The organism is Microbacterium sp. MPR-TSA4 (assembly GCF_058792815.1).
The window spans coordinates 57,829-74,493 of record NZ_JBXAFF010000002.1; the positions used below are offsets into that span (position 1 = coordinate 57,829).

Annotated in this window: 19 protein-coding genes, 2 tRNA genes and 1 pseudogene; 11 read left to right on the top strand and 11 right to left on the bottom strand. The window is 68.7% G+C overall.

All coding sequences use genetic code 11. The annotated features are described in order from the left end of the window. Window positions 1–249: a hypothetical protein gene (locus tag AC1Q49_RS01520; RefSeq protein ID WP_060958545.1), complete on the top strand. Its 249-nt coding sequence runs from the start codon at window positions 1–3 to the stop codon at window positions 247–249. Between the two features lie 15 nt (window positions 250–264). Here AC1Q49_RS01520 and AC1Q49_RS01525 read toward each other — a convergent pair whose 3' ends face one another. The 3 genes from AC1Q49_RS01525 to AC1Q49_RS01535 form a co-directional block, all read right to left on the bottom strand. Further along, on the bottom strand, window positions 265–837 hold the full coding sequence (locus AC1Q49_RS01525; RefSeq protein WP_492490732.1) for a dihydrofolate reductase family protein: 573 nt from the start codon (window positions 835–837) through the stop codon (window positions 265–267). A gap of 63 nt (window positions 838–900) precedes the next feature. Then, on the bottom strand, window positions 901–2,202 hold the full coding sequence (locus AC1Q49_RS01530) for an MFS transporter (RefSeq protein WP_492490734.1): 1,302 nt from the start codon (window positions 2,200–2,202) through the stop codon (window positions 901–903). Next, window positions 2,199–2,819, bottom strand: coding sequence for a winged helix-turn-helix domain-containing protein (locus AC1Q49_RS01535; protein ID WP_061781786.1), 621 nt, complete (start codon window positions 2,817–2,819; stop codon window positions 2,199–2,201). The genes AC1Q49_RS01530 and AC1Q49_RS01535 overlap by 4 nt, the downstream gene beginning before the upstream one ends. Window positions 2,820–2,890: 71 nt before the next feature. Here AC1Q49_RS01535 and AC1Q49_RS01540 point away from each other — a divergent pair, with 71 nt between their 5' ends. Next, window positions 2,891–4,948: a M3 family metallopeptidase gene (locus AC1Q49_RS01540; RefSeq protein WP_492490735.1), complete on the top strand. Its 2,058-nt coding sequence runs from the start codon at window positions 2,891–2,893 to the stop codon at window positions 4,946–4,948. A 48-nt stretch (window positions 4,949–4,996) separates the two neighbouring features. Here the strand turns inward: AC1Q49_RS01540 and AC1Q49_RS01545 are convergent, their stop codons facing one another. The 6 genes from AC1Q49_RS01545 to AC1Q49_RS01570 form a co-directional block, all read right to left on the bottom strand. Then, window positions 4,997–5,548 (bottom strand): hypothetical protein, encoded by a 552-nt coding sequence (locus AC1Q49_RS01545; RefSeq protein ID WP_492490737.1) that lies wholly within the window; start codon window positions 5,546–5,548, stop codon window positions 4,997–4,999. A 5-nt stretch (window positions 5,549–5,553) separates the two neighbouring features. Then, window positions 5,554–6,822, bottom strand: coding sequence for an ATP-dependent Clp protease ATP-binding subunit ClpX (gene clpX / locus AC1Q49_RS01550; RefSeq protein WP_060958541.1), 1,269 nt, complete (start codon window positions 6,820–6,822; stop codon window positions 5,554–5,556). Between the two features lie 158 nt (window positions 6,823–6,980). After that, on the bottom strand, window positions 6,981–7,646 hold the full coding sequence (locus AC1Q49_RS01555; RefSeq protein ID WP_060958540.1) for an ATP-dependent Clp protease proteolytic subunit: 666 nt from the start codon (window positions 7,644–7,646) through the stop codon (window positions 6,981–6,983). Between the two features lie 11 nt (window positions 7,647–7,657). After that, window positions 7,658–8,242 (bottom strand): ATP-dependent Clp protease proteolytic subunit, encoded by a 585-nt coding sequence (locus AC1Q49_RS01560; protein WP_060958539.1) that lies wholly within the window; start codon window positions 8,240–8,242, stop codon window positions 7,658–7,660. Window positions 8,243–8,545: 303 nt separating this feature from the next. Next, on the bottom strand, window positions 8,546–10,024 hold the full coding sequence (tig, locus tag AC1Q49_RS01565; protein WP_101306276.1) for a trigger factor: 1,479 nt from the start codon (window positions 10,022–10,024) through the stop codon (window positions 8,546–8,548). Between the two features lie 71 nt (window positions 10,025–10,095). Continuing rightward, window positions 10,096–10,169, bottom strand: a tRNA-Pro gene (locus AC1Q49_RS01570). Window positions 10,170–10,275: 106 nt separating this feature from the next. On the opposite strand from AC1Q49_RS01570, the gene AC1Q49_RS01575 reads away from it, so the two are divergent. From AC1Q49_RS01575 to AC1Q49_RS01615, 9 genes and pseudogenes are all read left to right on the top strand, one after another. After that, a tRNA-Gly gene (locus AC1Q49_RS01575) sits at window positions 10,276–10,346 on the top strand. A 121-nt stretch (window positions 10,347–10,467) separates the two neighbouring features. Further along, complete coding sequence (locus AC1Q49_RS01580; RefSeq protein WP_492490740.1) at window positions 10,468–10,812, top strand: hypothetical protein; 345 nt, start codon at window positions 10,468–10,470, stop codon at window positions 10,810–10,812. Window positions 10,813–10,815: 3 nt separating this feature from the next. Continuing rightward, window positions 10,816–11,184 (top strand): annotated as a pseudogene (locus AC1Q49_RS01585) (tyrosine-type recombinase/integrase); the annotation flags it as partial. 207 nt (window positions 11,185–11,391) lie between these two features. Continuing rightward, window positions 11,392–12,096: a tyrosine-type recombinase/integrase gene (locus tag AC1Q49_RS01590; RefSeq protein ID WP_492490833.1), complete on the top strand. Its 705-nt coding sequence runs from the start codon at window positions 11,392–11,394 to the stop codon at window positions 12,094–12,096. Window positions 12,097–12,233: 137 nt separating this feature from the next. Further along, window positions 12,234–12,476, top strand: coding sequence for a helix-turn-helix domain-containing protein (locus tag AC1Q49_RS01595; protein WP_492490742.1), 243 nt, complete (start codon window positions 12,234–12,236; stop codon window positions 12,474–12,476). A 241-nt stretch (window positions 12,477–12,717) separates the two neighbouring features. Beyond that, entirely contained in the window at window positions 12,718–12,993 is a 276-nt protein-coding gene (locus AC1Q49_RS01600; RefSeq protein WP_492490744.1) for a hypothetical protein, read from the top strand. A gap of 8 nt (window positions 12,994–13,001) precedes the next feature. Continuing rightward, window positions 13,002–13,784, top strand: coding sequence for a hypothetical protein (locus AC1Q49_RS01605; protein WP_492490746.1), 783 nt, complete (start codon window positions 13,002–13,004; stop codon window positions 13,782–13,784). Next, window positions 13,781–13,990 (top strand): hypothetical protein, encoded by a 210-nt coding sequence (locus AC1Q49_RS01610; RefSeq protein ID WP_492490747.1) that lies wholly within the window; start codon window positions 13,781–13,783, stop codon window positions 13,988–13,990. The genes AC1Q49_RS01605 and AC1Q49_RS01610 overlap by 4 nt, the downstream gene beginning before the upstream one ends. Continuing rightward, complete coding sequence (locus AC1Q49_RS01615; protein ID WP_492490748.1) at window positions 13,987–14,511, top strand: hypothetical protein; 525 nt, start codon at window positions 13,987–13,989, stop codon at window positions 14,509–14,511. The genes AC1Q49_RS01610 and AC1Q49_RS01615 overlap by 4 nt, the downstream gene beginning before the upstream one ends. Before the next feature lie 79 nt (window positions 14,512–14,590). On the opposite strand, the gene AC1Q49_RS01620 is transcribed toward AC1Q49_RS01615, so the two are convergent. Together AC1Q49_RS01620 and AC1Q49_RS01625 are read right to left on the bottom strand one after the other, a co-directional pair. Continuing rightward, a complete protein-coding gene (locus AC1Q49_RS01620) occupies window positions 14,591–14,995 on the bottom strand; it encodes a hypothetical protein (RefSeq protein WP_492490749.1) in 405 nt (134 codons plus the stop codon). A gap of 178 nt (window positions 14,996–15,173) precedes the next feature. Beyond that, window positions 15,174–16,607, bottom strand: a complete 1,434-nt coding sequence (locus AC1Q49_RS01625; RefSeq protein WP_492490751.1) for an AAA family ATPase — start codon at window positions 16,605–16,607, stop codon at window positions 15,174–15,176. Window positions 16,608–16,665: the final 58 nt, after the last annotated feature.

Consider the following 16,665-nt stretch of genomic DNA (forward strand, 5'->3'; position numbering starts at 1 on the left):
ATGCAGCTCGGAACCCGATGGACGAGCGGCGACGAGCCGCCCGCGGCCGTTCCGGCGGTGCTGCGAGGGCAGATCCACGCCGTCGATCGTGCGCTCCCCCGCGACGAGCTGGGACAGCCGCGTCCGCGGTGGACCCTCACGTTCCTCGAAGGCCGCCCGATCGCGGAACTCGATACCGGTGTGATCGTGGAGGCCACGGCATCCGGCGAGGTGGTCGTGCGGCACGACGACGAGGACGACTTCGCCTGACTGCGGGAACGGCCGTCAGTCGGTGTGCCCGGCTGCGGCCTCGACGCGGTAGACGAGGCGGGCGAACGGACCGACCGCGTCGGCACGGCGCAGGGTGAGGCGGTCGGACTCGATGCGTCGCGGCAGCACCGGCGCGCCGCCGCCGAGTGTCACGGGTGCGATCGACACGGCGATCTCGTCGAGGGCGCCGGCGTCGAAGAACTGGCCGGCCAGGTCGCCGCCGCCGACGACCCAGATGTCGCGATCGCCTGCGGCCGCACGGATCTGCGGCAGCGCCTCGGCGACCGAGCCGGACACCAGGGTGACGTCCGCACCGACGGGGACCGGGAGTGCACGCGTGGTGAAGACGAAGGTCGGCTTGTCCGCGTAGAGCTGTTGCCAGCGTTCGGGGTGCGAGAGCAGGTCTTCGGCGGCGAGCACCCACTCGTAGGTGGTCGATCCCTCCACGAGGACCCCCGCATCCGACGGCAGCAGCTCCGGGTCGGGTTCCGCGTCACCCGCCGCGGCGAACAGCCACGCGAGCGCGTTGTCGGCGTCGGCGATGAACCCGTCGAGCGAGGCGGCGGTGTCGTAGATGATTCGTGCCATGCCGACGACGCTAGCGGCGGTCACCGACACCGACGCCCCTCCGACGCGGGGGCCGCGCCCGTCTCACGGCAGTTCGGCTCCCGCCTCGCGGGTTCCCACGATGAGCAGCCGCACGCCGAGCAGGGCGACGATGGCCGTCGCGGCGCCGCCCACGAGGAACGGCAGACGCAGATCGACACGGGCGACCAAGCCGCCGAGGATCGTCGCGATCGGGAACAGCCCCCACGTCACGGTGCGGGCCACTCCGAGCACGCGGCCGAAGATCTCGGGGGGCACGATCTGCTGGCGGAGACTGCCCCACGGCACGTTCCAGATCGACACGGCGCACGCCGCGAGGGCGAACGCGATGATGGCGGTCCAGATCGACGGAGCGAGCCCCGTGAGGAGCATGGCGATGCCGCCGCTGAAGATCGCCCAGAACATGACCGGCCCGCGACCCCAGCGCGCGACCAGGCGCGGTGAGACGAGGGAGCCGCAGAGGGCGCCGACGCCGATGCCCGCCGTGACGAATCCGATCGCGGCCGCGGGCACGGCCATGGCGTCGATGAAGAACAGCACGAGGACGGCCTGCGCGAAGGCGAGGGCGCTTCCGGTGAAGGCCGTGAACATCACCATGGTGCGCAGATACCGGTGGTGCCAGAGATAGGCGAGGGCGTCGCGCGTGCCGGTCCGCGGCGCGGGTGTCGTGTCCGCGGTGGCGGTCGCGGCCGTGTCGCCGCGGAGCGAGCGCGCCGCCGACAGCGGCAGCAGCAGGGCGAGCACGACCGGCACGAGGTAGCCCGCCGAGCCGATCCACAGCGGAAGGGCGAGCGAGACGGCGAACAGCACACCCGAGATCGGCGTCGCGATGAAGCTGTCCACGGTGACCTGGGCGGCTTGGACCCACCCGTTGGCGCGATCCAGCTGATCCCGCTCCACGACACCGGGAATGACCGCGTTCGTGGCGTTGTCGAACAGGGTCTCGCCGAGGCCGAAGATCAGGGTCGCGGCGAACAACGCCCAGAGGGTGAGTCCTCCGGAGGCGGCGAGGATCGCGAGCCACAGTGCGACGCCGCCGCGGATCACGTTGGCCAGCGCCATGACGTAGCGACGGTCGAGCCGGTCGACGATCATGCCGGCCGGCAACCCGAAGACCAGCCAGGGCAGGAAGGCGAGCGCGGTCAGCACCGAGATCACCAGGGGGTCGGAGCTGAGCGTGATGGCGATCAGCGGCACGGCCGTGCGGCCGATGCCGTCGGCGAGGTTGCTGAAGACGGCGGCCGACCAGAGGGTGCGGAAGCCCCGGCCCAGCGGACGCTTGTGCACGGGCACGTCCGGTGCGGATGCCGGCGCGGCGGCATCCGGAGAAGCGGTGGGAACGGTCATGAGCTGAGTCCTTCGTCGGGGAGGGGGAACAGGTCGGTGCGGATGCTGACCGGGCGCAGGCCCTCGCCGGTCTGGTCGCGGTAGAGGTCGACGTAGCGCAGCACGACCTCGTGGATCTCGGTCGCCAAGGCCTCCATCTGCGCGGACGTGAGCCGCAGCGTGGAGGTGGCGATCATGGCCTCGGCCTCGTCGAGACTCTCGGCGGAGATGAGCGTCTCGTTGACGTAGCGCATCAGCTGCTGATGGCGGCGGGTGAGGAACTCGCTCATGACGAGCTGGGTCGCGGCCTTGCCCGCGGGCGTCTTCATCGCCTCCGGGTTCGTGAAGGAGATGCCGCCCTTGGGGCGCTCCCACCAGCGCTCCCGCCCCGTGCCGCGGTCGCTGACTTCGCGGATGAGATCGTGCTTCGCGAGGGCGCGCAGGTGATAGCTCGTCGCGCCGGAGGACTCCCCCGTCATCGCCGCCAGGGAGCTCGCCGTCTGGGGGCCGTACTGGTTGAGGATGTCGTAGATCTCGATGCGGAGCGGGTGCGCGAGCGCGCGCAGGGCGCCGGCATCGAGCCGGCGCTCCTCCTCGCGCGCGTTCGGGACGGCAGGGGCCGCGTCGTCTGTGGTCATGGTGCAAAGATAGCGTTGCAAAGATTGCTTTGCAAGTGAATCTTTGCACGGAACCGGCCTACGCTGGTGTCATGACCGACGTCGATCCCCACCCCCTGCTGACGCCCTCCTCCCTGCCCTACGGACTCCCCGACTACCCCTCGATCTCGCCCGCGCACTATCTCCCCGCCTTCACCGAGGCGTTCGCCCGCCACCGTGCGGAGATCGACGCGATCATCGGCGATGAGTCCGCCCCGACGTTCGAGAGCACGATCGTGGCGCTCGAGCGTGCCGGCGACCTGCTCGGTCAGGTCTCGCGGACCTTCTACACCGTCTCCTCCGCCGACGCGACGCCCGAGATCCAGCAGATCGAAGAGACCCTGGCGCCGCTGATGGCCGCGCACCACGATGCCGTGCAGCTGGACAGCGCCCTCTACGCGCGCGTGCGCGCCGTGTACGAGAGCCGCGAGGGCCTCGACCTGTCACCGGAGGAGCGCTATCTCGTGGAACGCCGGTTCCGCGAGATGACGCACGCCGGCGCCGGCCTGGACGATGCCCAGAAGGCGCAGCTCACCGAGCTGAACCAGCACCTCTCGGTGCTGACGACGACGTTCGAGAAGAACCTCCTGGCCGACACGAACGAGCTCGCGGTGGTCTTCGACGACGCGGACGAGCTCGACGGTCTCACCGACGGTGAGCTGTCCGCCGCCGCGCAGAACGCGGTGGATCGCGGCCTCCCCGGGCGGTATGTCGTGACGCTCACGCTGTTCACCGGGCATCCCTATCTGTCCAGCCTCACCCGGCGCGACAGCCGTCGCCGGCTACTGGAGGCATCGCGCGCCCGGGGGTCTCGGGGAAACGCCCACGACAACCGCGACGTGCTACGCCGGATCGTGCGCCTGCGTGCCCAGCGGGCGGCATTGCTGGGCTACGAAAACCACGCGGCCTACGTCACGAGTGACGAGACCGCGGGCTCGCCCGGAGCCGTGCACGCGCTGCTGCGGGAGCTGGCGGCACCGGCGGCGGCGAACGCCCGCTCCGAGCAGGCGGCGCTGCAGGCGATGGTGGATGCCGAGTCCGCACCCTTCCCGCTCGAGGCACACGACTGGGCCTTCTACACCGAGCGGGTGCGGGCGGCCGAGTACGACCTCGACCGCACCGCGCTGCGTCCGTGGTTCGAGGCCGAACGGGTCCTCATCGACGGCGTGTTCCATGCGGCCACGGCCCTGTACGGCATCACGTTCACCGAGCGCCCCGACCTTCCCGCGTACCACCCCGACGTGCGGGTCTTCGAGGTCCACAACGCCGACGGGTCGGAGCTGGGGCTGTTCCTGTTCGATCTGTACACGCGCGACACCAAGCGGGGCGGTGCGTGGATGAACTCCATCGTCACGCAGTCGCGTCTGCGCGGCACGCGTCCCATCGTCGTCAACAACCTCAATGTGCCCAAGCCCGCCCCGGGGATGCCGACGCTGCTGACCCTCGACGAGGTCACCACCCTCTTCCACGAGTTCGGCCACGCGCTGCACGGCCTGTTCGCGACCGTCACCTTCCCCCACTTCGCGGGGACGGCGGTCTTCCGCGACTTCGTGGAGTTCCCGAGCCAGGTGAACGAGATGTGGATCCTCTGGCCCGAGATCCTCTCGGCCTACGCTCGGCACGTGGACACGGGCGAGCCGCTCCCCCAGGACGTCGTCGACAAGCTCCACGCCTCCGAAGCCTTCAACCAGGGCTTCGCGACCAGTGAGTACCTCGCCGCCGCCTGGCTCGATCAGGCCTGGCACTCCCTCGACCTCGCGGCCGCGGACGCCGTCGAGGACGTGGCGGGCTTCGAGGCCTCCGCCCTCGCGGACATCGGTCTGGACAACCCCGTCGTCCCCACCCGCTACTCCTCCACCTACTTCGCCCACGTCTTCTCGGGCGGGTACAGCGCCGGCTACTACTCGTACATCTGGAGCGAGGTGCTCGACGCCGACACCGTCGAGTGGTTCAAGGAGAACGGCGGGCTCACACGTGCGGGAGGCGACCGCTTCCGCGAGCGTCTGCTGGGCGTCGGAGGCTCGAAGGATCCGCTCGAGGCCTACCGGGACTTCCGCGGTCGCGACGCGGTCATCGCGCCGCTGCTCGCCCGCCGGGGTCTCGCCGGCTGACGCGCGTGCGTGCGGGCGGCCGGGCACCGTGCCCCGGCCGCCCGCACATCACGGGGTGGATGTCGGTGTCGCCGGCGCCGGAGACGCCGAAGCGGTCGGCGATGCGGACGGGGTCGCCGGGGGGATGCTGGCGGGGCAGTCGATCGGGCGGTACCACGCGCGGCTCTCTCGCACGTGGAAGCGGAAGCACTCCTGAGCGCTGCCCGCCGCGACCCCGGGCTGGAACAGCTCCCTCGACGGCTGGGAGCCGACGTCGACACGGATCGCGACGTCGACGCGGGCGCCGTCCGCGTCGGAGGTCGTGCCGCGCCAGGCGTAGGGGTCGATGTGGGCGCCCCCGATGTCGCCGAACTGCGTGGCGGCGAGAGTCTCGGCATCCGTGGCCGTGTGGGGCGCCGACAGGCGGTGTTCGAGCGCACGCGCCGCGGCATCCACACGATCGTGCGCGATCGACTCCCCGTCGCGCGGTCCGAAGGCGTGCATGAAGGTCACGGCGCCGACGCCGGCGACGATGAGGGCGGCCATGATCGTCGCGAGTGCGACGCGGAGGACGCGAAGACCCGTGCTCTGCGGCGTGCGGGCCGGATCCGGTGCCGTCACCGGGGTCAGGCGCTCTTGCGCTTGTGCTCCAGCACGAGGGTCGGCGGAGCACCTTCGGTCACGGCGGCGCGGGTGACGATCACCTTGGCGACGTCTTCTGTCGAGGGGATCTCGAACATGATCGGACCGAGGACGTCTTCGAGGATCGCGCGCAGGCCGCGGGCGCCGGTCTTGCGGGCCACGGCGAGATCGGCGATCGCGCGGAGCGCGTCCTCCTCGAACTCGAGCTCGGCGCCGTCGAGCTCGAACATGCGCTGGTACTGCTTGACGAACGCGTTCTTCGGTCCGGTGAGGATCTCGATCAGCGCGGTCTGGTCCAGCGGAGCGACGGAGGTGACCACGGGCAGGCGGCCGATGAACTCGGGGATCAGGCCGAACTTGTGCAGGTCCTCCGGCTCGACCTCGCTGAACAGGTCGAGCTCCTTGCCCTTCTCCTGCAGGGGGGCGCCGAAGCCGACGCCGTGCTTGCCCACCCGCGACGAGATGATGTCCTCGAGACCGGCGAACGCACCGGCCACGATGAACAGCACGTTCGTCGTGTCGATCTGGATGAACTCCTGGTGGGGATGCTTGCGGCCGCCCTGCGGGGGCACCGAGGCCACGGTCCCCTCGAGGATCTTCAGCAGCGCCTGCTGGACGCCCTCGCCCGACACGTCGCGGGTGATGGAGGGGTTCTCGGCCTTCCGGGCGATCTTGTCGACCTCGTCGATGTAGATGATGCCCGTCTCGGCCCGCTTGACGTCGAAGTCGGCGGCCTGCAGGAGCTTCAGGAGGATGTTCTCGACGTCTTCGCCGACGTAGCCCGCCTCGGTCAGTGCCGTCGCGTCGGCCACCGCGAAGGGGACGTTCAACCGCTTCGCGAGCGTCTGCGCCAGATAGGTCTTGCCGCATCCGGTGGGGCCGAGGAGCAGGATGTTGCTCTTCGCGATCTCGACCTCATCGGCCCGCTGCTCGGCGCTCTGCAGGGTGCCGTGGGCGCGGACGCGCTTGTAGTGGTTGTAGACGGCGACCGAGAGGGCCTTCTTGGCGGCATCCTGGCCGACGACGTACTCCTCGAGGAACGAGAAGATCTCGCGCGGCTTGGGGAGGTCGAAGTCGCTGACGACGCCGTCGGAAGACTCCGCCATGCGCTCTTCGATGATCTCGTTGCACAGCTCGACGCACTCGTCGCAGATGTACACGCCGGGACCGGCGATCAGCTGCTGCACCTGCTTCTGGCTCTTGCCGCAGAAGGAGCATTTGAACAGGTCGGCGCTCTCACCGATGCGAGCCATGATGCCCCTCCTCCAGAAAACTCTCAGGGATGCGTTTCGAGCCTAACCGCTGAGACCGACATCTCGGCGGATTGCGACACGGAAGTGAACGTCTCGACGTATGACGAGGCCCCGTCGTCGGCGGGACGACGGGGCCTCGGTCGGCGGATGCCGCGGGATCAGGCGGTCAGCGCCGCGGGAACCCGCTTGCGCGAGGTCAGCACCTGGTCGACGATGCCGTACTCGAGCGCCTCGGACGCCGAGAGGATCTTGTCGCGGTCGATGTCCTTGTTGACCTGCTCCTGCGTGCGGTTGGTGTGCCGGGCCATCGTCTCCTCCAGCCACGTGCGCATGCGCATGATCTCCGCGGCCTGGATCTCGATGTCCGACGCCTGGCCGTGTCCGGCCTCGCCGACGGCGGGCTGGTGCATCAGGATGCGGGCGTTCGGCAGTGCGAGGCGCTTGCCGGGGGCGCCGGCGGCCAGCAGCACCGAGGCGGCCGAGGCGGCCTGGCCCAGTACGACGGTCTGGATCTGCGGCGACACGTACTGCATGGTGTCGTAGATCGCGGTCATGGCCGTGAACGAGCCGCCCGGCGAGTTGATGTACATGACGATGTCGCGGTCGGGGTCCTGGGACTCGAGCACGAGCAGCTGAGCCATGACGTCGTCGGCCGAGGCGTCGTCGACCTGCACGCCGAGGAAGATCACGCGGTCTTCGAACAGCTTGTTGTACGGGTCCTGGCGCTTGTAGCCGTAGGCGGTGCGCTCCTCGAACTGGGGCAGGATGTAGCGGCTGGAGGGCATCTGGAAGCCCTGCGGGATGCCGGCGGTGGGCATGTTCATGATCGGGTCCTTCAGTTCTTGGTGCCGCCGCCGCCGATGACATCGGTGGCCGATTCGCGGATGTGGTCGACGAAGCCGTAGGCGAGGGCCTCCTCGGCGGAGAACCAGCGGTCGCGGTCGCCGTCGGCGTTGACCTGCTCGACGGACTTGCCCGTCTGCGCCGCCGTGATCTCCGCGAGACGCTTCTTCATGTCGAGGATGAGCTGCGCCTGGGTCTGGATGTCGCTCGCGGTTCCGCCGAAGCCGCCGTGGGGCTGGTGCAGCAGCACACGAGCGTTGGGCGTGATGTAGCGCTTGCCCTTCGTGCCGGCGGTGAGCAGCAGCTGGCCCATCGATGCGGCCATGCCGATGCCGACGGTGACGATGTCGTTCGGCACGAACTGCATCGTGTCGTAGATCGCCATGCCGGCCGTGATCGATCCGCCGGGCGAGTTGATGTAGAGGTAGATGTCCTTCTCGCTGTCCTCGGCCGCGAGGAGCAGGATCTTGGCGCAGATCTCGTTCGCGTTCTCGTCACGCACCTCCGACCCGAGCCAGATGATGCGGTCTCTCAGCAGCCTGTCGAAGACGCTCGTAGCGACAAGTGGTTCAGCCATGGATACTCCTGATTCCGGGTTTCCGTACGCCATTGAATCTATCTGCGCGCGCCGTCCGCCTCGCCCGTGTTCGCCGTCGGCGGAGCACCGTGTCGGGCGCGCCGTCTCGGGGACGACGAAGGGCCGGATGCCGTGGCATCCGACCCTTCGCACCGGGGTACCCGGTCGTTGAGCGAGCGGAGCGAGTCGAACGCTCCCCCGCCGCGCCCGGTCGTTGAGCGAGCGCAGCGAGTCGAAACGCTCCCCCGCCGCGACCGGTCGTTGAGCGAGCGCAGCGAGTCGAAACGCTCCGCGCCGCGAGCTTTACTCGGCGTCCGCCTTCTTGGCCGGAGCCTTCTTGGCGGCGGGCTTCTTCGCGGCCGGCTTCTCGGCGGCATCCGCGTCGGCCTTCTTGGCGGCCGGCTTGCGGGCCGGGGCCTTCTTGGCGGGCTTCGCCTCGGCGTCGGCGGCCTCGTCGGCGATCTCCTGCGCCTCGGCGACGACCTCTTCCTCGGCCTCCGCCTCGTCCTCGACGATGAAGCCGGTCAGGTTGACCGTCTTGCCGTTGGTGTCGACGACCGACACCTTGCCGAGCGCGATCGCGAGGGCCTTGTTGCGGGCGACCTCGCCGACCATCGCCGGGAGCTGGTTGCCCTGCTGGAGCGCGTCGACGAACTCCTGGGGCGCCATGCCGTACTGCGCGGCGGACTGGATGAGGTACTGGGTCAGCTCCTCCTGCGAGACCTGCACGTCGTGCGCCTCGGCGAGCTTGTCGAGGATCATCTGGGTGCGGAACTGCTTCTCGCTGGCCTCGGTGACCTCGGCGCGGTGCTCGTCGTCCTCGAGGCGTCCCTCGCCCTCGAGGTGCGCGTGCACCTCATCCTCGACGAGCTGCGCGGGAACGGGGATCTCGACCTTGGCGAGGAGGGCCTCGATGAGCTTGTCGCGCGCCGCGGCGCCCTGGACGTACACCGACTGCTCGGAGACGCGCTCGGCGAGGCTGTCGCGCAGCTCGGCGATGGTGTCGAACTCGCTGGCCATCTGGGCGAAGTCGTCGTCGGCCTCGGGAAGCTCGCGCTCCTTCACGGCGGTGACGGTGACGGACACCTCGGCCTCGTCGCCGGCGTGGTCGCCGCCGACGAGCTTGCTGCGGAACGTCGTGTCCTCACCGGCGGTGAGCGACTCGACGGCCTCGTCGATGCCCTCGAGCAGCTCGCCCGAACCGACCTCGTACGAGACGCCCTCGGCGCGGTCGATCTCGGCACCGTCGATGGTGGCGACGAGGTTGAGCTCGACGAAGTCGCCCTTCGCCGCGGGACGGTCGACGGTCACGAGGGTGCCGAAGCGGCCGCGGAGGCGGTCGAGCTCGGCGTCGACGGCGGCGTCGTCGGTCTCGACGGCATCCACCTCGACCGTGACGTCGTCGAGGGCGGGCAGGTCGAACTCGGGGCGGACGTCCACCTCGACCTCGACCTTGAGGTCACCCGAGAAGTCCTTGTCGCTGGGCCACTCGATGACCTCGGCGGACGGACGGCCGACGATGCGGATCTCGTTGGCGGTGACGGCTTCGCGGTAGAAGTTGTCGAGGCCTTCGCTCACGGCGTGCTCGATCACGGCGCCGCGCCCGACGCGCTGATCGATGATCGGCGCGGGGACCTTGCCCTTGCGGAAACCGGGGATCTGGATGTCCTGGGCGATGTGCTCGTACGCGTGCGAGATGCTCGGCTTGAGCTCGTCCGGGGTGACCGTGATGTGCAGCTTGACCCGCGTCGGGCTGAGCTTCTCGACGGTGCTGGTGACCATGCCTGTTGTTCTCCTCGTGTCCGGACGCGCACGTGCGCGTCCGTGGTTTCTTAGGTCTTGGGGTCGTTCTGTCGGGGCGACAGGATTTGAACCTGCGGCCTCCCGCTCCCAAAGCGGGCGCTCTACCAAGCTGAGCTACGCCCCGGGCGCGCACTCACCGTTGCAGGTCGCGTGCGCCGTCTAACGGCCGTTGGTCAGTCTAGCCGACAAGACCTTGTAGACTCTTCGGGATGCCGCTTCCGCGCGGCCTCGGGGATGTAGCTCAATGGTAGAGCCTCAGTCTTCCAAACTGATGGTGCGGGTTCGATTCCCGTCATCCCCTCTCCTGGAAAATGCCTGATCAAAGGCCATTCCTGTGACACCGGACGAGTCCAGACCTCCGGCGGAAACTATCGCGAGTCCCACTCTTGGGGTTCGCGGTCCCGCTATCACTGGAGGATCGCATGTCCATCACACTCCCCACCAGGCCATACAGAGGCCCTATCGCGCGTGCACGCGCCCTTGAGCCCGACACCGGAAGGCGCCGAGCCCTCCACGTTCAGATGGGCGGTGGCTCTGTCTGGCTCTGGTGGCACGACTGCTGCATCGAGTTTCCCGTACTCGACACGCTGGCGGCGCTCGATGCACTCGTGGAAGACGAAGGCGCGGCGGAACTCACCGCCATCTGCGGCGAGAGGAGCTTGCACCTGGCGCGCATTGGCAGCGAGGTGCTGGTCACCCCCGAACGCACGGCCGGAATCATCGTTGCCGTAAATGAACTCGCGGCCGCACTCGATCGCGCGAGGTAACCAATGACGAGTCGAAAGACCGGCATCTCACGACGCAATCCCGCCTCCTTCGGCTCGATTGAACGCCGGGGAGATCGCTTTCGTGCCCTCTACAGACGTGAGGGCGAGGTCATTCGCGCACCGAAGACCTTTGCTAGCCAGAGGGAGGCCTCCGTCTGGCTAGCCGCCCAGGCGACGGCGCAGGCGGACGGGTCATGGATCGATCCTCGCGCAGGAGCGGAGACACTGCGTGCCTACGCTGACACCTGGCTCGCCTCACGGGCCGATCTCGCACCGCGCACGCGCGCGAACTATCGGCACTCCCTCGACCGATGGATACTCCCGGATCTCGGGGATGAGCGCCTCGACGCGATCACGCCGCGCCGTGTCCGGGAATGGTACGCGGAGATCACGCGGCGTGCGGCGCAGGCCCACACGGGCGGTGGGCGGCGCTCAGGAGGGCACCCGGCGCGCCTGTGGGCGCAAAGGCAGCAGATGCCGATACCACAGACGGGGCGCCCCTCCCGGGCTCTCCTGGAGGCCTGGGGGGCCGCAGGTAGCCCGGCTCCGGGAAGGCGCCAGACGGACGGCTCCGCGGCGGTGGCGGGCGCCTATCGAGTGCTGCGCACCGTGACGAACGCCGCGCACCGTGACGGACTCATTGCGCGTCAGGTCTGCCAGGTCATCGGGGCTGGTCAGGTGCAGTCGCCGGAGCGCACTCCCGCGACCCCGGAGCAGATCAGGGCGCTCGCGGCGGCCATGCCAGAGCGCTACCGAGCGGCGGTCGTCATAGCGGCGTGGTCGGGCCTGCGTTCGGGCGAATTGCGAGCACTCGCGCGTCGACACGTCGACCTCGATGCGGGGACGCTGCGGGTTGAACGGGCCGTGATCGAGCTAAAGGGCGAGCCGCGCCGGTTCGGGTCGCCCAAGACCCGCGGCAGCCGCCGCGTCGTTGCACTGCCCGAGTTCGCCACGGACGCCCTGCGCGCTCATCTGGATGCGTTCATTCCCGACGATCCCGACGCACTCGTGTTCGGCACGTCCTCCGGCGGCATCCTGGGGACCGCCTATCTCTCGGCGGCATTCCGTGCAGCACAGGAGCGGGCCGGCTTGGGTACCGCTCTGCGCTGGCATGACCTCCGCCACACCGGGGCGAGCCTGGCGTATGCGGCAGGCGGCGGCGCACCAGACGTTCAACGGAGGCTCGGACACACCACCATGCGTGCCGCACAGATCTATGCGCATGCATTCGAATCGGGCGACCAAGCTCTCGCGGCACGCCTGAACGCGATGTTCGGAGAGTAAACGGGCGGTAGCTCGGAAGCGAATTTCGCATACCGGCGACAACCCACGATCACGGAAGCGATTTGGCGACAATGACCTGGGAGAATTGGAGTGAATCCTGACTTGATCAGGCAAAAGTGTATCGCGAAAGGATGAAAATGATACACACCACTCCCCCGCCGCCCCTGACACTCGACCTCAGCGAAGTGGCAGCGATCTCCGGCCTGACCCTGCCCGCGGTGCGCCGGCTCGTGCTCGCGCGAGAGCTCCCGGCCGTCCGCATCCGCGGGCGCGTGCGTGTCCGCCTCGCCGACCTTGCGGCCACGCTGCAGACGCCGCTAGTCGACGTCGAAAACGCCGCCGGACGCCTCCGAGCGTCGGACGCGGAGGTTGCTGCATGAGCGCCCCCCTGACCTCTCGCCTCCTGATCGCAGCGCTCCCCCACCTGTCGCCCGACGCTCGCCGCGAGCTGGCATCTGGCCACGTCGGCGCACGCATCGTGCGACATGAGGTAGACGCCGTTCTCCAAGCGACGCCGCTGGGGCAACTCGGCGTACGCCTCACCCGGGATGAACTGCGGCGTGCTGCATGGTCTCTCGGCGCTCGACGCATGTCCAGCACCGCCCCGGAAGGAGCCGCCGCGTGAGCACTTACGAGCCCAGCGAATCCATCGACACGGACGAACTTCTCGACCTCGGCCGACCACTGCGGGCGAACCTCGGTGAATGGGTAGAGCCGCCCGCGACCGTCCTGCCGGTGTCCGCCGAAGCGGCGGCGGCAGCCCTTGCGCAACTGACGCGCGGCCGCCCAGCGGCAGCCGAGGATGCCCCACCCGTCCAGAGTCAGGACGAGGCGGTCGGTGTCGTCACAGAGGCCGCGGGCCGCGTTGCTCGCCTCCTGACTGAGGTCGCCCGATGAGTGGGGCCGTGCTCCACTTCGGCTCCCCCGAAACGTCGGCGCCCTCGCCCGAATTGGCCGCAGATGCGACCGTGGGTGCAACGGAGATCCTCGCCGCACTTCGGGATGCTCTTCGATCCGTGGCGTCGACGATCGACGGCCTCGCCGCTGCTGTGACCGAGTTTCTGGACGCGCCTGATGTCGTGGACGAAGATGACTCCGCCGCTCCACCAGCTGCGCCGGAGGCGAACACAGCGGCCGAAAGCCCCGATGCTGTCCCGAACATGGCCGAAATCACGGCCCGCAACGAGGCTGCGGCACGAGAGGCGGAGGATGCCGACCGCGCGGCCGCAGTTCCCGTCGAGCCGATTCGCAACAAGCACGGCGAGACAGCCGCGGAGGCCCTCGACCGCGCCCTCAACGACGCCGGAGCGCACGCACTGGCCGTTGCTGAGGCTGAGGCGCTCACGCTGGTGACGCTGCGTGACAGCGGCGATGCGTTGCCCCTTCTGCAGAGGCTCGGGTATGCCATCGCGGCGACACCGCGTGCGGACTTCGGCGCGACGATCGCGAGCCGGGGACGGTGGTCGGCGCCGGACGATACCGAGCGAATCTTCGCGGCAGTCGTGCGCCGCGCGATTCGCGTCGCGGGCATCGCGTCGCGCCTCGATATCGGCTTCAACCAGATTGCCTCCGCGCTCGGCTACCGCGACACGCGACAGCTCCAGCAGGCCGTCGCCGCGGAGCAAGCCGAGCGTGGTCCGATTGACCTCGACCCCGAGTACCGTCGCGTCGCAGGGCTACTGCGGTGACCACAGCGCGGGACGAGACGGCGGCGCGGCTACTTCCCGGCGCGCTCAACGTGCTCAGCAGCACGCGTTTCGCGATCGCCTCCGCCGGAGAGCACCTCCAGCGGCAGGGCGCCGAGTTGCTCGGCCTCGCGGACGCGCTGTCTACGTACCTCGAACGGGCAGCAGGAGTACTTGTGGGGCGCGATGGGGCGGACGAGGCGTCATGACGAGCACCGATCGGCTACTCGCGGACTCGATCCAGATGGTGCGCGCGCGGACCTCGGATGAGCCGCTGATCCGGGAGGCCGAGCACACCGAGGCCACGCGCGGGCTCCGCGTCGCGATCGACAACGCGGCGGCTCGCGTGACCGAACTCCGCGCAGCGGGTGCCGATCGCTGGGACATCAACGAGGCGCAGGAGCGGCACTCAGCGGCGCTGGAGCGATGGTTTCAGGCGGCCCTGGCTGATCAGGAGGCGTTCGCGAAGGAGCGCCGTGAGACGGAGGCAGTCGAGCGCGAACGGGCCGCTCTCACGGCTCGGGAGGACGCGACCGTGCAGCGGGTCGTCGATCTCCTGCGGGAGCGTGGGCCGCTCACAGGCGGCGAGATCGAGGCTCTGCGCCGGCCCGGTCTTTCGCACAACTCTGTGCGTCCCATCCTGCGGCTGGCCGTCGAACGCGGTCTCGTGCGGCGCGTGCAGAACGGGCGGCGCGTGCTGTGGTTCGCTAATCCGGATTCACCCGCATAGAGTCACCTAATCTTCAACTTGAACTTGAAGGTATCCACGCGGCGGGAGCCCTCGGCATCAATGTCGGGGGCTCCACCCGCTACTGACGAGTCAGCCGGGGTCGAGATTGTCGACGCTCCTTGACTCCAAGAGCGGATGTGGCTTCGCGGACAAGCTTGTCCATCGCCGCATCCGCTGCTGTTGCGTCGCCGCCAATCACGGCCTTGATTACGGCTTCGGCGGCCTCGTCGACTGATCTCGGCCCCAGGACATAGAAGGCGGCAACTTCATCGTCTATCCGCGCGATCTCCTCCTGGGACAAAGGGGCGCCGATAGCGATCTGGCGCTTGAGATAGTCGAGGCCACGGAGCAGTTCAACATAGGTCTCAAATCGTCGATCGCGCACCCAACGCGCATGCTCCCGGCGTCCCTGAATCCAGGCGCCAATGAGGCCGCCGACAAAGGCGATCAGTGCGCCAACAGTTGCAGGCATCAGAGCTTCCACGAGGTCAGACTATCCACGTAGGACGCAGGTTCCGGTACTGGTCCCGAGGACCATCCAGAGGACCACTCAGGACCACCGATTTCCGCGTCTTTTCAACGATTCCAGGGATCTCGTGAGCGTGGTCCTGATGGTCCTCCTACCCTTAGGTAGGAGGACCAGGACCACTGCGAACCCTCGACTAAAAGGCGGTTCGCCAAGCAGCGAGTGCTGCCTGTGCGCGGCTCGTGCCCCATCCGCACCGTTCTTGAACGTCGCGGCGACTTGCCGGGGGCGGGGTCATCGCCGCCAGGGTTGCAACATCGACCGAGACTCTTGACGCCGTCGGATCGACGGTCAAGTCTTTGCCATCACGCCCCGCTTCAGCCGAATTCGGCGCCCAGAAACGCCAGCGCAGAGCAACACCCGGCGTGATCTCGAAGGAGGCGGCGAGTGACGCCTTGCCCGGCGCAGAAACCTCCCGCACGCCACCGTGGCGGTCCTTCACGACGAGGAGGCGTGCTCGTCCACCCTGACCCGGTGCGAACGGTCGCACGAGCTCAACCCGGAGCATCACGCCGTCGACGGCGCGCTTCTTCGCAACGGAGCCTGCCGCGCCGTACGCGCGCGAGTCGGTGCCCTTTGCCAGGTGATCGATCGCGATGACACATGCCCCCGCGGATGCGAGGCGCGCGAGAGTGGCGCGGTTGATCGCCGTGTAGTCGGCGTCTGAATTCTGGTCGCCGCCGTACAGACCAACGAGCTCGCCGACGGAGTCGACCACAGCAAGCTCGGGCACGCCTCCTTCACGGGATGACATCGCGACGATCGTGTCAAGTTGGTGCCGGTCGTCCACGACGGCGAGCCGAAAGCGCATCGGGTCGGCGAGCACCGCGTCAGGGACTCCGAATGCTCGCAGGCGGGCGAGGATTGATGGCGCGCCATTGTGATCAAGGTCGAGCCATAGGACACAGCCTCCGCCCGCGAGCGTCTCGGCCGCGACGGAGGCCGCGATGAGCGACTTTCCCGACTCGGGATCGCCGACAAGGACATTTGTTGCGTTGGCGTAGAAGAGGTGTGCACCGTCGGAGCGCCGACCGATCGACGGGGACGGAGCTTCGAGGTCGCCGGCGAGCAGCGCAGCAACATCCACGAACGGCGACGACGGCAGCTCGATGCCAGACGGCGCCACGGAGGGAGATTCGCTATTCGTCGGCACAGGGCTCAGCGCGATAGGTGCGACCGCCTCGCGTGGTCCGAAGATCTCGTCCACGCGCCGCGAGGCCGCAGCTTGGAAGGCGTCGATCTCGCGCTCCTGTGCGGCGGTCAGAGCGGGGACACGGCTCGGGTCGCAGAGGGCGCAACCGCGGCTCGAGGCACACATCGCACTCGTCTGCCCGTCGTGTTCACCCAGCGCTTCGGCTATGACGCATTGCTCGCTCAGGAAGCCGCAACAGTCGCAGTCGCCGGTGCTGTCGGCGTCGATCTGCGCAGCGATTGCATCGAACGCCTGTCGAAGGTTTCGCTGGTCGAAAGCACTGCCGTCGATCTCGGTCAGGGTGTCGCCGTCGACGGTCGTGTAGCGGGTGTAGGGGTGCGCGGGTGCGTCGAGCGTCCCCGCGCTGGGGGTGGTCATGATGTGGTCGGCCCTTCATGGTCAGGTACGGCAAATGGGTGCGGTAGTCAGCCGCGGT

What these genes read in the sequence shown, in the direction of transcription:
- AC1Q49_RS01520 (WP_060958545.1), top strand. Translation starts at nt 1, where the DNA reads ATGCAGCTCGGAACCCGATGGACGAGCGGCGACGAGCCGCCCGCGGCC.
- AC1Q49_RS01525 (WP_492490732.1), bottom strand. Translation starts at nt 837, where the DNA reads ATGGCACGAATCATCTACGACACCGCCGCCTCGCTCGACGGGTTCATC.
- AC1Q49_RS01530 (WP_492490734.1), bottom strand. Translation starts at nt 2,202, where the DNA reads ATGACCGTTCCCACCGCTTCTCCGGATGCCGCCGCGCCGGCATCCGCA.
- AC1Q49_RS01535 (WP_061781786.1), bottom strand. Translation starts at nt 2,819, where the DNA reads ATGACCACAGACGACGCGGCCCCTGCCGTCCCGAACGCGCGCGAGGAG.
- AC1Q49_RS01540 (WP_492490735.1), top strand. Translation starts at nt 2,891, where the DNA reads ATGACCGACGTCGATCCCCACCCCCTGCTGACGCCCTCCTCCCTGCCC.
- clpX (WP_060958541.1), bottom strand. Translation starts at nt 6,822, where the DNA reads ATGGCTCGCATCGGTGAGAGCGCCGACCTGTTCAAATGCTCCTTCTGC.
- AC1Q49_RS01555 (WP_060958540.1), bottom strand. Translation starts at nt 7,646, where the DNA reads ATGAACATGCCCACCGCCGGCATCCCGCAGGGCTTCCAGATGCCCTCC.
- AC1Q49_RS01560 (WP_060958539.1), bottom strand. Translation starts at nt 8,242, where the DNA reads ATGGCTGAACCACTTGTCGCTACGAGCGTCTTCGACAGGCTGCTGAGA.
- tig (WP_101306276.1), bottom strand. Translation starts at nt 10,024, where the DNA reads ATGGTCACCAGCACCGTCGAGAAGCTCAGCCCGACGCGGGTCAAGCTG.
- AC1Q49_RS01580 (WP_492490740.1), top strand. Translation starts at nt 10,468, where the DNA reads ATGTCCATCACACTCCCCACCAGGCCATACAGAGGCCCTATCGCGCGT.
- AC1Q49_RS01595 (WP_492490742.1), top strand. Translation starts at nt 12,234, where the DNA reads ATGATACACACCACTCCCCCGCCGCCCCTGACACTCGACCTCAGCGAA.
- AC1Q49_RS01615 (WP_492490748.1), top strand. Translation starts at nt 13,987, where the DNA reads ATGACGAGCACCGATCGGCTACTCGCGGACTCGATCCAGATGGTGCGC.
- AC1Q49_RS01625 (WP_492490751.1), bottom strand. Translation starts at nt 16,607, where the DNA reads ATGACCACCCCCAGCGCGGGGACGCTCGACGCACCCGCGCACCCCTAC.